Here is a 12,046-nt window from a genome sequence, read left to right on the forward strand (position 1 = left end):
TTATAATGAAAATAGGAATGATGCAACCTTATTTTTTCCCTTATATTGGATATTTCTCTTTAATAAAATATTGTGAAAAATGGATTATTTTTGATAGCGTTAAATATATTAATAAAGGATGGGTTAATCGAAATAGAATCCTTAAACAAAATGGTTTAGAAACCAATTATATTACAGTTCCAATAGAAAGAATTTCTAGTAAAACCTTAATCAAAGATATAAAAATTAATAAAAATATTGATTGGAAAAATAAAATTTTAGGAGAATTAACTATCTATAAAAAAGCTCCTTTTTTTAAAGAAGTTATGTCTATAGTCAACGATGTTCTATCATATAATACCGAAAGCCTTTGTGAGTTAAATATATACTCTTTGAAAGTAATTTGTAAATATCTTAATATAAATTTCAATTTTCAAATTTTTTCACAACTTAAAGATTTTCCTGTAGAATCTGTTCAGGCTCCTGATGAATGGGCTTTATATACAGCTAAATATTTTAATGCAACTGAATATGTCAATCCTCCTGGTGGAAAATCTTTCTTTAATCCTATTAAATATCAAAGCTTAGGTATTAAACTTACATTTCTAGCACCAATTTTAAATGAGTATAAAACTTTTTCTCCTACTTTTATTCCAGGGCTCTCTATTATAGATGTAATGTTTTGGAATTCAAAAGAAGATATTAATAAGATGCTTGATAATTTTATCTTAGATGAATTTCCATAGGAGGGTAATTTGTATGAAAAAAAATATTGTACTTAGTGTTATTATGTTAACTTATAATCACGAAGAGTATATAGACTTATCTCTAAGTAGTGCTTTAAACCAAAAAACAGATTTTGACTATGAAATTATCATTGGTGATGACTGCTCTCAAGATAATACAGTCGAAAAAATTACTAAATATCAAATGAAAAATCCTGATAAAATTAAATTAATTGCTCAAAAGAGAAATCTTGGAGTAGTTAAAAATTTACTTGAAACACTCAAGTTTTCTAAAGGTAAATATATTGCTATTTTAGATGGTGATGATTATTGGAACTCCTCTTCAAAGCTTCAAAAATCTGTAGATTTTCTAGAAAAAAATGAAGACTATATAGCGACTTATAATAATGTTCTCTGTGTCGATCAATACAACAATCCTCGTAAAGATTTTTTTCAAAAAAATTTAGGAGATTTGAAACAAATTCAAGATCAACTAGACTACAATCCAATTGTAACTTGTAGTTTAGTTTTTAAAAATATTTGGGGTGAATCTTTTATTGATGTATACTCTTGTTATCTTAAAAATATAAAATATATCTGTGATCTTTCTTTAAAAATTTTATTAATAGAAAACGGAAAAATAAAACATTTTAAAGAATATCTTTCTACATATCGATTAGTAAATAGCGGAACTTCAGCTTTTTCAGCACAAAAGCAATTAATTCAAATTGAAGATGAAATTCAAGCTTATTTAAATATTTTAGATAATATTTCATCTAATAATTTTTATCTTGTAAAAAAAAGATTACAACAAACTATGTATCAAGGTATCAAAAAAATTTTTATCTCTAAAGATATTATTTCTCTTAGTAAGCTTTTAAAAATTAACTATAAAACAGGGCATTTTAAAACTATTCCCTTTTTTAAACACTGCTTAAGAAAGGCTGTGACAAAAATATGGAACGAAAAATCTCAATAAAGTCAAATATTATCTATAATACATTATTTCAAGTTTTCAATATTTCATTTCCTTTTATAACAGGATCTTATGTTTCAAGAACTGTAGGAGCTCACAATTTAGGAGATATTAATTTTGTACAATCAGTTATTGCTATTGTTATGGTTATATCTAATATTGGAGTCCTTTTTTATGGAATGAGAGAAGTTGCTAAAATAAGAGAAAATTTAGAATTACTTTCAAAGCTTGTATCTGAAATTGTTATCCTTAGACTCATTATAACTATAATTGTTATTCTAATTTTTTTACCAATGATTTATTTAATTCCAAAATTTAACCAAAATATAACTCTTTTTTATATAATAGGTTTTTCTATTGTAATAAATATTTTTGAAGTGGATTGGTTCTTTGGAGGAGTTGAAGATTATAAAATAATATCTATGCGAAATATAATCACTAAGGCTTTAACTTTTTTATTCATTATTTTATTCGTTAAAGAAGAGAAAGATTATTATATATATGCTACTCTACTTATTTTAGGTCAAGGGATATCAACCTTAATGAGTTTTTCATATTTTTGTAAACTTATTAATTTTAAAATAATAGGAATATCTCCATTTAAACATCTTAAAGTTTTAAAAATATTTTTTTTATCAACATTAATTGTAAGTATTTATAACTCAGTAAATACAATTATCTTAGGTTTTTTTCAATCCTCTGATGAAGTAGCATTTTTTATAAGATCTAAGCAATTTCAGCTTATGGGATTAGCTTTAACTGGGGCGATATCAACAGTTTTAATTCCACGTATATCATACTACTATCACAATGATTCTGAAAAATATTTAAGTCTCTTAAATAATTCTTTAAACTATAACTATATTATTTCTATCCCTATTGTTATAGGTCTTCTTATTTTATCAAAGCCTCTTAATCTTTTATTTGGAGGTGAACAATTTCTTCCTGCAGCATACTCTCTTTATATTCTTGCACCACTTATTTTTTTTATGGGTCTTAGCAATTGGATTTATGCTCAAATTCTTCTTCCTTCGGGACAAGAAAAGTTTGGTCTTAAAATACAAACTTTATCTGCATTTATCAATATTATTTTAAATTTTTTATTAATTCCAAAATTTGGATATATCGGTGCTGCAATTTCTTTATTTTTTACAGAAATAATAGCTCCACTTTTTTCAATATATATTTTAAAGAAAAATTTTAAAATAAAACTTATTACAAATTCACTTATTAAATATATTATAGCTAGTTCAGTTATGGGAGCTATTCTTTTTCCTATGCATCTTTACTTTTCTAGTTTTACTTTAATTTTATTTTCATCAATTACTGGTGCTATTATTTATTTTAGTGTCTTACTTATCCTTAAGGAAAAGATTATAATTCAAATTTTTCAAGAATTTGTAATTTACTCGTTAAAAAAAACTAAAAAATAATTACTCTATTCAAACTGTAGATGAATACTTGTCTACAGCTTTTTTAGTTAAATTTATATTTTTATTTGACTTCATGTTAATATGCACTATCTTTTATTGGAGGAAAGTGGAAAGATGTTTGCTTTATTTGATAACGACATTTTAAAAACTATACTAGTTGGAACTGGAGAAACTCCTTCAACTATTAACCTCTATAAAAATTGTGGTTTTACAGAATCTCATCGAATTAAAAACTTTTTTATCGATAACTATGACCATTTAATCTTTGAGGATGGAAAGCAGCTTATTGATATGATTTACTTCTCAAAAAGTTAAATAAATAAACTTTGCTTGGTTCTCTTATGAGAACCAAGTTTTTTATATCTAAAAATTATTATTGCAAAGAGATATGTAACGATCTAACATGTCATTTGTTTCTTTCACAACTAAAGAGACAAAATCAAAATTTTCTCCTGTCGTATGTGCTTTATCTAGAGCTGAATAATACTCTAATCTGTTTGCATTTTTTATAACTATTGGAGGATAGCCATTGTTCATTAATTCCAGATTTAAAAGTAATCTAGATGTTCTTCCATTTCCATCAACAAATGGATGTATCCCTACAAATATAATATGAACCATTGCAGTCCTTTCTACTGGATGCAACTCTTGTGCTTTTGTAGAATACCACTCTATAAATTCATTCATTTTTTCTTTTAATAAAAATGGTGCTGGTGGAAGATGTTGAGCTCCTGAAATCATCACTTGCTGATCTCTATAATTTCCTGCATACTTATCATTAATACCTTTTAAAACTAAATGGTAAATATTTTTTATTTGCCACTCACTAAAAGGTTCTTTATTTCTTATAATATCTTCTAAATACAAGATTGCCTCTTTATGATTTACAACCTCTAAATGTTCTCTTAAACTTTTTCCACCAACTGTTATCCCCTCTAAAACCACTTTTGTTTCAAGTAAAGTCAATGTATTTCCCTCTATAGCGTTAGAGTTATTGTCCATTCTAATAAAACACTTTCTCTTAAACTTTTTACTGTCTCTTCTGACAATGGTCTCAATTCATCTAATTTTAATTTTTTTTGATTAATTTCATCAAAAATATTTTTTTCAATCATTTTTATCACCTATTTCAATTTATTTATATTTTAATAGCTACTTTTCTATTTTAATCTTAATCTCGCCATTTTTTGCTACTAAATTCATTATACCATTTTGGGGGATACATATACTAGGAATTGTATGTCCGCAATCAAAATTATAAATTATAGGATAATCTCTTTTACCAACAATCTCATCTATAAGCTCCTCATATTTCAAGCCTGAATTTTTATTGTTGTATATTTCTGGTTTACTAAAAATTAAACCTTTTAAATTATCAAAAATTTTATAAAGTTTTAAAGCATTTAGACTTCTCTCTTCTAAAGTTATAGTAGCATCTTCATCCTCTAAAACCAGAATACAATTTTTTAAATTGGGAATAAAGTCACTGCCAAAAAGTGTAACAAACGTTTCTATATTTGCAACGATAACTCTTCCTCTTCCTTCCCCTTCATTTAAAATCTTCCAACCATCATTTTTTTCATATAACCTCTCATTTTTCCACTCTTCAGTTAAAGCATTTAAAAGTTGATTGGACCATTTTTCAGGAGGTATCAAATCGTAACTTTTTTCAATTAAAGCCTGTAAAAAACTACTTTCCCCAAATATATTTTTAGAATGATATTCACCAAAAGTTGGGATTAGTGATGCTCCATATATAATAGAAAAATTTGTTTTCTCTAAAAATGCCATTTGAAGAGCTGTTATATCACTATATCCACAGAGAATTTTTTTAATATTTTTTATTTTATCAAAATCTAAGTATGGAAGTAAACTAGCACTATTATAACCTCCAATAACAGGCATTAAAATATCAATATCTTCATCTAAAATTAAATTCATTAATTCATTAGCTCTCTCTTTTCCAGAGGCAGTTCGATATCCTTGAAAGTTTTTATTTTGAATTAAATTTCCCTCTTTTACATTAAATCCCAGTTCTAATAACCTAGATTTAGCATATTTATATTTTGATGCAAATAAAATATGAGCAGGACTTGATGGAGCAAAAATTCCTATTGTCATTTTTTTCATTAATCTCCCCCTTTACATTTATGCAGAATAATAAACCATCTTGAAGAAAATATCTTTTCCAGTTAAAGTATCTTTTATATAAATATTTTCAATTTTAAATCCATTTTTTTGATAACACTTAATAGCTCTTCTATTAAATGAACGAACCTCTAATACAATTTTTGTTATATCTGGATATTTAATTTTACTTTGATTTTTAATCGCATTCATCAATTCATTTCCTAAACCTTTACCACACAAAGATGGATTTAAAGCTAAACTCACCAAAATAAATTCTCCCGTATTATGAAGCCTAAAATTACCGATTAAAATATTTAAAGTATTGTACAAACCAAAATATTCGATTGCTCTTACATTATCAATTGTAATAGCCCAGTTTTGTTTACACATCGTCTCCCAAGAAGGATAGTTATAAACTGAATATTCTCCTAAATATTTCCAAAGACTAATCTCTTTAGCTTCAATTTCTGAAATGTTTTTTATAATCATACTCCTCCTATTTCTCTCATAAAAAGTCTATACAAATTAAAAGTTAAGATCATTAGTATTTCTTAATCAATTTTTTTAACAATATAAAGCCCGTGGTTACTATATCCCAATAACGATTCATCATCACATGAAGCTAAATGATAGTTTTTAAATATATCAAACTCTTTTTCTGAAAAACTATTAACTTTTTCACTAAATAATCTTCCTATCCCATCTGTAGCAAGATTAGATATCTTTCTAAATCCAATTTTATTTACAAGCTTCTCTATCTCTTTTGGAGTAAAGTAATTTGATTCAACCCAAAAGTTACCTTCATCCTCTGATTTCATTATCCCGCTAGTGAGCGTTTTTTCTATAAAACTTTCTTTTAAATAGTTATTATTTAGCATAGTATTTGCGAGTATATAATGCTTATTTATATAAGCTATTGCTAAAACTCCATCTTTTTTTAAAATTCGTCTTGATTCCATTATACAACTTCTCTGATCTTCTACTGACGTTAAATGATACATCGGTCCTAAGCATAAAACAACATCAAAACTCTCATCAGAAAATTCTGATAAATCTATAGCACTTCCTAAATAAGTTTTTATTTTTTCACTATTTTTCTCTTTTATCTTTTGTTCTATTATTTCTACATGTTTTGGAACAATATCTAAAGCCACTACCTCATGTCCTTTGTCATTATAATAAAAACTATAATTTCCTGTTCCAGCTCCTAATTCTATAATTTTATCCCCTGACTTAATAATTGAGTTAAGCTTTTCAATAGTTGTTATAAACTCTAGTTTATTCACATTTGATTTAAAAAGTCTTTTATCCTCATCATACTCTTCATAATACTTTAAAATGCTATTCATATACTCTCCCCTTTATATAAATATTTTTTCTTGTGGTATTATAAAAATAGAGATAAGTTAATCACTACTTATCTCTACTTTTATTCTTTTTTCAATTAGCATATCACATTCTTTTAAAATTTTATACTCTTTATATTAAAATAAATTCTTATAAATAAAAAGAGAAACCTTAGTTTTCTTTTTATTAATTATGATATTTATAAAAATTTTCAGGTCTTCCAACTTCACCATAAGATGTGTTAACAGTTAGTTTATTTATAGAAACCAAATATTTTAGATATTTATTTAGAGTTACAGTACTTATATTAAGCTCTTCAGAAAGTTTATTAGCATTCCACCATTTTTTTCTGTTTTCACTTAAAAACAACTCAATTTTTTCTAAAGTTTTTTCATTTATTCCTTTTGGAAATTCTGTTTGAGTGGAGTCAAAAGAGAAATATTCATCACACTCTTCTTGATCCATAGTAGTTTTTATAAGTAGCTCATTTTTCTTTAAAAACTTACCAATAGCTGTATCTAATCTAGCTTGATTATACGGTTTAATTAAAAAATCTATAGCTCCAAAAGCAACAGCTTCTTTGATTTTATTAGATTCGTTTAAAGCTGTAATAAAAATAATATCTGTTAAGATTCCTTTAGATCTAATTTTTTTTAAAATCTCAATCCCATTACTTTCCTCTAAGTAAACATCACATAAAATCAAATCTACAAAATTTTTTTCAAGAATTTCAAAAACTTCCTCTTCGTTCTTTGCTATGTTAATAACTTCTAAGTTACTATATTTCTCTAAAAAAATACTGTTTATAGATGCAACCATAGGATCATCTTCAACAATTAATACTTTATACATCTTTATTCTCCTTATTCAATATGATTGTAAAATATTTTCCATAATCAACCTCTTCTAAAAGAAACTGTCCATTATAAAGTTCAATTTTAGATTTTACAAGAGCTAATCCAATACCTCGATTTGTTCCTTTAGAAGAAACATATCTTTCAAACATTTTATTTTTTATATTAGGATCAACTTTTAAACCATTATCAAAAACTGTAATTTGAATAGAATCATTGTCTTCTAATAAAAGAAGCTCAATTTTTTTATCATCAATTTTAGTTTTCTCCAAAGCTTCAATTGCATTTTCTAAAAGATTAGATACAATAGTTATAATATCAAGTGAGGTAATGAACCCGTGCTCTTTAAATAAAATAGAATCTTGATCAATTGTAAAATTGATACCTTTTTCTTTTATAACACTAAACTTTCCAATTAAAATTCCTAATATATAATAATCAGAAATATTAGCAATTTCAGTTAATATCTTCATACTACTATTCTCTAAATTTTTCATATATTCTTGAACTAAGTCATATTTTTTTAATTGGATTAATCCAGAAATCACTTGAAGTTGATTTTTAAATTCATGGTTATTTTCTCTAAATCCAGTAATTACATTATTTATACTTGTGAGCTCTTTTGCTAAATTTATAATTTCTAGATGTTTATAGAAGGTTATAATAACTCCTAAGTGATTTTCATCCTCTAAAAGATGAATTATACTAACAAAAACTTTTTCATGACCTATTTTTATCTCTTTGAAATAAACATTTTTTTTCTCATAGAAAATGTCATAAAATCTTTTTATAAAAAGTTGAATATCAAACTCATGAAGAATTTCAAAAACTTTTTTATTGATATTTATTATCTCTAAAGATGAATTTAAAACAACCACTCCTTCATGAATATTGTCAATAATAGCAGCTTGTTGTTGTACAAGACTTTTCGTATTTACATAAAGATTTGTAATCTCTTCAGGCTCTAAGTTAAGCATCTCTTTTTTTATTTTTTTTGCAAAAACTCTAGAACTTATAAAAATAAAACTAGAGCTTACAAAAGCAAGAAGTAAAATCTTTAATAAAATAAGAAAAATAGTATGTCTAAAAATATTAAAGAGCTTTCCAACCATGACAAAACCTATGATTTCTTTATTTCTAATTATAGGTTCAAATCTTCTATATGTTAAACCTTGAGATCCTTTAGTTATTATAAAGTATCCCTTTTTATTTTTAAAAACCTCTTCACTATCTTTAGTTCCAAATATTTCTCCAATTTTACTTGTATCAAGATGACTAAAACGACGTTTATTTTTATCAGCTATAACTACAATATCAACATCTTGATTATTATCAACAAATATCTCTGCATATTTTTGTAGATTAAAATTTCCATTAATTATAGAATCTTTTACAAATTTAGTATTGGAAATTTCAAGAGCTACTTCACTTAAACTTCTTTTTACTTTGCTAGTTTCATTATTAATCTCTGTATAAGTTATTATTCCTATAAGTAATATTAGCAAAGGAGAGGTTATTAAAATAGATAATTTAATAACTCTTTGTTCAAAACGGCTTTTCATTTATACCTCCGCAAAATAATTGTACTATTTTTTATCCTATATTTTAACTCATATATATAAATCTTTCTAGTAAATTTTGTTTCTAAAAAAGGAAGTGATAGATAAACATTGAAAAAATTACAAAATGATTTTATTTAAGAGAATATTTAATGAAAATTTTATGGAGGATTAAGATGGAAATATTAGATTTAATTAAAAAAGCTCGTTCTCACAGAAGCTTCAAAAATATTAGTGTTCCAATGAATGATTTAATGAGAGTTATTGAAGGAGCCCACTTTTCATCAGCTGGTGCTAACAAACAATTTCTAAGATATGTTTTAGTAAATGATAAAGATATATGTTCTCGGCTTTTTAAAGATGTTGTTTGGGCTAGTCAAATAGAATGGAAACCTACTGAAGATGAAGCTCCAGGAGGATATATAGTTATATTTACAGATAACCCTCCTAAGTTACCACTAAATTTTATATATGCGGATTGTGGTATAGCTCTTCAAAATATGAAATTAATAGCAACGTCATTAGGATATGGAGTTAACTTCATGGAGCCTGTAAAAAAAGATGATATTTTAGAAACACTAAATATTTCAAAGGAGTATATTCCACTTTTTGTAATGCCAATAGGAGTCCCTACAGATGAGGTTGTTTTAACAGTAGTTGAAAATGAAAATATGAAGTATTGGAGAGAAAATTTAGAAAATCATAGTTACAAGCATTTTGTGCCTAAATTATCTCTTGATCAACTTATAATTAAGAAAATTTAAAAAATAAAAAGGAAGAAACCTAAAAAATTTCTTCCTTACATTTGTTAAAAATCAAATAAATCATTTAAAAATTCACTCATAGTTGGGTGAGTAAATATAAAATCTCTTAAATAAGAGTACTCTTTATTTTCTTTTATAGCCATAGTAACTATGTTGATAACTTCACTTGATTCTACAGAATATAAAGAACATCCTAAAATTTTACCTGTATCTTTATCAATAACAGCTTTTAAAATTCCTCTTTCTTCTTCTAAAATTTTAGCTCTAGGAATTGAAGTTGCTTTAATTACTTTTGTTTTAACCTTATATCCTGCATTTAATGCCTCTTCTTCAGACATCCCTACTCTTGATAAGGTGGGAGATAAAAATACAGAATAAGGAACTAAATTTCTAGAATTTATTGTTATAGCTTTATCTCCTGAAATACTATTTTTAACTATTCTAAAATCATCTAAGGAGATATACGTAAACTGAAGTCCTCCTTTAACATCACCTAAAGCATATATATGTGAAACATTTGTTTGCAAATTTTCATTAACTAAAATCCCCCTATTTGAGCAGTTAATCCCAGCATTTTCAAACTTTAAATCATCAATATTTGGTTCTCTTCCCACAGCTATTAAAATTCCATCAAATATTAAAGAGTGACTTTTATCATTTTTATTAAATAAAACTTCCACTTTATTTTTGAAAAAGTTATCTACTTTTATAATATTACTTTTTGTTAATATCTCAATTCCTCTATTTTGAAAATCTTTTTTAACTTCTTCCCTAATCTCGGGCTCTTCTCTTAAAAGAATATTATCTCCACCTTCAAAAACAGTTACTTGTGAACCAAAGTTATTAAAAATTGATGCAAATTCTAGTCCTATATATCCACCACCAATAATTGCTAATTTAGAAGGTAATATATCTAACTCCATAATAGATGTACTCGTGTAGATATTCCTAGTTTTTTCTAATCCCTCTATTTTAGGAATAATCGTCTTTGCTCCTGTATTTATAAATATTTGCTCACCTTTTAATATAGTTTTATCTTCTCCATTTGTAACACTTATCAAATACTCAGTTTCAAAAGAACCTATTCCTGTATAAATATCTACATTTTTAAAAGAATCTAACTTATTATAATTAGCCCCTCTTAAATCGGAAATTAGTGTGTTTTTTCTTTCAATAGCTTTTTTAAAATTCTTTTCAATTTTTTGAGATTCTTCAACAAGAATTTTTGTAGGAATGCATCCTACGTTTATACAAGTTCCACCATACATATTTTTATCTTTTTCAATTAAAGCAACTTTTTTCCCTATTTTTCCTAAAAATCCCGCAAGAGTTTTTCCACCTTTTCCAAACCCAATTATAATAGCATCATAAGATTTAGCATTTAAAATATTACATATTTTCATAATAGTACTCCTTTTCATATTCTTATTTCATATGCTCAGAATACAATATTATTTATTTTCTGTAAATTAGTTACAAAAAAGTAACTACTATAAATTTTCAAAATTTAAAAAATAAAAGACGCTAAAATTTAAAGTTCTAGCGTCTAACAATAAAAATTTTATTTATATTTTACAAATTAATTTAAACTTTTATTATATGATATATTTAAACTATTTTTAACTTTTTTTAAGCTATCTAAAAATCTATTTTTTCTATTTATATGATATACAGCTTGCCTTTTCCATGGGTCTACTTCAAATAAATCCTTGTTTAAAGAGTAATAATATTCTTGGCAAAACTTTATATATTCTTTATAAAAAGTTTCTAAATTTTTTATTCCTTTATACTTTTTTAAATAAAATAACAATAGCTGTTCTTGAGGTGTCATCTTTACAATATGATATAAAAACTCCTGCTTCCCACTCATAGCTGATAAATTTTCTTCTAAAAACTTTGACAAATCTTGATAAGTTTTAAAAGTATGTATAAACTTATCAAATTCTCTAAACTTATTATAATCCCATTTTAAATCTTTACTCATCTTTCTCACTCCCTTGAACGTAGAGAAGAAGACAAAAAAATCTACTGGATATATAATCCTTTAGATTTTTTTACACACTTGTCCACTCCTAACAATTTTGTGTAGTTTTTAGGTAAGTCTCCTGACTTAGAATCACTTTACTCCTATCCTTCCCAGATTTTATTCCAGTGGTTTTATAGTTTCATCCTCATTACAGTAGCGGAGGCTGTGTAGGATTTACACCTACTTCCTTGTTATGCCTAAGCACCCAAAAACTTTTATTTAGTTTTATAATAATTTTATATCTCATTTTAAA

At 25.5% G+C, this 12,046-nt stretch carries 14 protein-coding genes and 1 riboswitch; of the genes, 5 read left to right on the forward strand and 9 right to left on the reverse strand.

What is annotated here, in order from left to right; genetic code table 11:
* Window positions 1-5 precede the first annotated feature (5 nt).
* From H5J23_RS00615 to H5J23_RS00630, 4 genes are all read left to right on the forward strand, one after another.
* Window positions 6-725 (forward strand): WbqC family protein, encoded by a 720-nt coding sequence (locus tag H5J23_RS00615; RefSeq protein WP_185890384.1) that lies wholly within the window; start codon window positions 6-8, stop codon window positions 723-725.
* Between the two features lie 13 nt (window positions 726-738).
* Window positions 739-1,683, forward strand: a complete 945-nt coding sequence (locus tag H5J23_RS00620; protein WP_185890385.1) for a glycosyltransferase — start codon at window positions 739-741, stop codon at window positions 1,681-1,683.
* Window positions 1,662-3,113: a flippase gene (locus tag H5J23_RS00625; RefSeq protein ID WP_185890386.1), complete on the forward strand. Its 1,452-nt coding sequence runs from the start codon at window positions 1,662-1,664 to the stop codon at window positions 3,111-3,113. The genes H5J23_RS00620 and H5J23_RS00625 overlap by 22 nt, the downstream gene beginning before the upstream one ends.
* Before the next feature lie 114 nt (window positions 3,114-3,227).
* Window positions 3,228-3,428 (forward strand): hypothetical protein, encoded by a 201-nt coding sequence (locus H5J23_RS00630; protein ID WP_185890387.1) that lies wholly within the window; start codon window positions 3,228-3,230, stop codon window positions 3,426-3,428.
* A 48-nt stretch (window positions 3,429-3,476) separates the two neighbouring features.
* Here the strand turns inward: H5J23_RS00630 and H5J23_RS00635 are convergent, their stop codons facing one another.
* From H5J23_RS00635 to H5J23_RS00660, 7 genes are all read right to left on the reverse strand, one after another.
* Complete coding sequence (locus H5J23_RS00635) at window positions 3,477-4,079, reverse strand: Fic family protein (RefSeq protein ID WP_221892769.1); 603 nt, start codon at window positions 4,077-4,079, stop codon at window positions 3,477-3,479.
* A gap of 11 nt (window positions 4,080-4,090) precedes the next feature.
* A complete protein-coding gene (locus H5J23_RS14080; protein ID WP_221892770.1) occupies window positions 4,091-4,228 on the reverse strand; it encodes a hypothetical protein in 138 nt (45 codons plus the stop codon).
* Window positions 4,229-4,265: 37 nt separating this feature from the next.
* Window positions 4,266-5,243, reverse strand: coding sequence for a S66 peptidase family protein (locus tag H5J23_RS00640; protein ID WP_185890388.1), 978 nt, complete (start codon window positions 5,241-5,243; stop codon window positions 4,266-4,268).
* Between the two features lie 18 nt (window positions 5,244-5,261).
* Window positions 5,262-5,732, reverse strand: coding sequence for an N-acetyltransferase (locus H5J23_RS00645; protein WP_185890389.1), 471 nt, complete (start codon window positions 5,730-5,732; stop codon window positions 5,262-5,264).
* A 62-nt stretch (window positions 5,733-5,794) separates the two neighbouring features.
* Window positions 5,795-6,592: a class I SAM-dependent methyltransferase gene (locus H5J23_RS00650; RefSeq protein WP_185890390.1), complete on the reverse strand. Its 798-nt coding sequence runs from the start codon at window positions 6,590-6,592 to the stop codon at window positions 5,795-5,797.
* A 184-nt stretch (window positions 6,593-6,776) separates the two neighbouring features.
* On the reverse strand, window positions 6,777-7,442 hold the full coding sequence (locus tag H5J23_RS00655; RefSeq protein WP_185890391.1) for a response regulator: 666 nt from the start codon (window positions 7,440-7,442) through the stop codon (window positions 6,777-6,779).
* Window positions 7,435-9,006 (reverse strand): sensor histidine kinase, encoded by a 1,572-nt coding sequence (locus tag H5J23_RS00660; protein WP_185890392.1) that lies wholly within the window; start codon window positions 9,004-9,006, stop codon window positions 7,435-7,437. The genes H5J23_RS00655 and H5J23_RS00660 overlap by 8 nt, the downstream gene beginning before the upstream one ends.
* A 173-nt stretch (window positions 9,007-9,179) precedes the next feature.
* On the opposite strand from H5J23_RS00660, the gene H5J23_RS00665 reads away from it, so the two are divergent.
* Complete coding sequence (locus tag H5J23_RS00665; protein WP_185890393.1) at window positions 9,180-9,767, forward strand: nitroreductase family protein; 588 nt, start codon at window positions 9,180-9,182, stop codon at window positions 9,765-9,767.
* A gap of 44 nt (window positions 9,768-9,811) precedes the next feature.
* Here the strand turns inward: H5J23_RS00665 and H5J23_RS00670 are convergent, their stop codons facing one another.
* Both H5J23_RS00670 and H5J23_RS00675 read right to left on the reverse strand, forming a co-directional pair.
* Complete coding sequence (locus H5J23_RS00670) at window positions 9,812-11,170, reverse strand: FAD-dependent oxidoreductase (protein ID WP_185890395.1); 1,359 nt, start codon at window positions 11,168-11,170, stop codon at window positions 9,812-9,814.
* A 176-nt stretch (window positions 11,171-11,346) separates the two neighbouring features.
* A complete protein-coding gene (locus tag H5J23_RS00675; protein WP_185890397.1) occupies window positions 11,347-11,751 on the reverse strand; it encodes a hypothetical protein in 405 nt (134 codons plus the stop codon).
* Between the two features lie 93 nt (window positions 11,752-11,844).
* Window positions 11,845-12,017, reverse strand: a riboswitch (cobalamin riboswitch).
* Window positions 12,018-12,046: the final 29 nt, after the last annotated feature.

The organism is Cetobacterium sp. 2G large (assembly GCF_014250655.1).
GTDB lineage: Bacteria > Fusobacteriota > Fusobacteriia > Fusobacteriales > Fusobacteriaceae > Cetobacterium_A > Cetobacterium_A somerae.

Excerpts from the sequence above, each read along its gene's own strand:
- H5J23_RS14080 (WP_221892770.1), bottom strand. The coding sequence starts at position 4,228 with ATGATTGAAAAAAATATTTTTGATGAAATTAATCAAAAAAAATTAAAA.
- H5J23_RS00645 (WP_185890389.1), bottom strand. The coding sequence starts at position 5,732 with ATGATTATAAAAAACATTTCAGAAATTGAAGCTAAAGAGATTAGTCTT.
- H5J23_RS00675 (WP_185890397.1), bottom strand. The coding sequence starts at position 11,751 with ATGAGTAAAGATTTAAAATGGGATTATAATAAGTTTAGAGAATTTGAT.
- H5J23_RS00660 (WP_185890392.1), bottom strand. The coding sequence starts at position 9,006 with ATGAAAAGCCGTTTTGAACAAAGAGTTATTAAATTATCTATTTTAATA.
- H5J23_RS00650 (WP_185890390.1), bottom strand. The coding sequence starts at position 6,592 with ATGAATAGCATTTTAAAGTATTATGAAGAGTATGATGAGGATAAAAGA.
- H5J23_RS00615 (WP_185890384.1), top strand. The coding sequence starts at position 6 with ATGAAAATAGGAATGATGCAACCTTATTTTTTCCCTTATATTGGATAT.
- H5J23_RS00655 (WP_185890391.1), bottom strand. The coding sequence starts at position 7,442 with ATGTATAAAGTATTAATTGTTGAAGATGATCCTATGGTTGCATCTATA.
- H5J23_RS00625 (WP_185890386.1), top strand. The coding sequence starts at position 1,662 with ATGGAACGAAAAATCTCAATAAAGTCAAATATTATCTATAATACATTA.
- H5J23_RS00640 (WP_185890388.1), bottom strand. The coding sequence starts at position 5,243 with ATGAAAAAAATGACAATAGGAATTTTTGCTCCATCAAGTCCTGCTCAT.
- H5J23_RS00665 (WP_185890393.1), top strand. The coding sequence starts at position 9,180 with ATGGAAATATTAGATTTAATTAAAAAAGCTCGTTCTCACAGAAGCTTC.
- H5J23_RS00630 (WP_185890387.1), top strand. The coding sequence starts at position 3,228 with ATGTTTGCTTTATTTGATAACGACATTTTAAAAACTATACTAGTTGGA.
- H5J23_RS00670 (WP_185890395.1), bottom strand. The coding sequence starts at position 11,170 with ATGAAAATATGTAATATTTTAAATGCTAAATCTTATGATGCTATTATA.
- H5J23_RS00620 (WP_185890385.1), top strand. The coding sequence starts at position 739 with ATGAAAAAAAATATTGTACTTAGTGTTATTATGTTAACTTATAATCAC.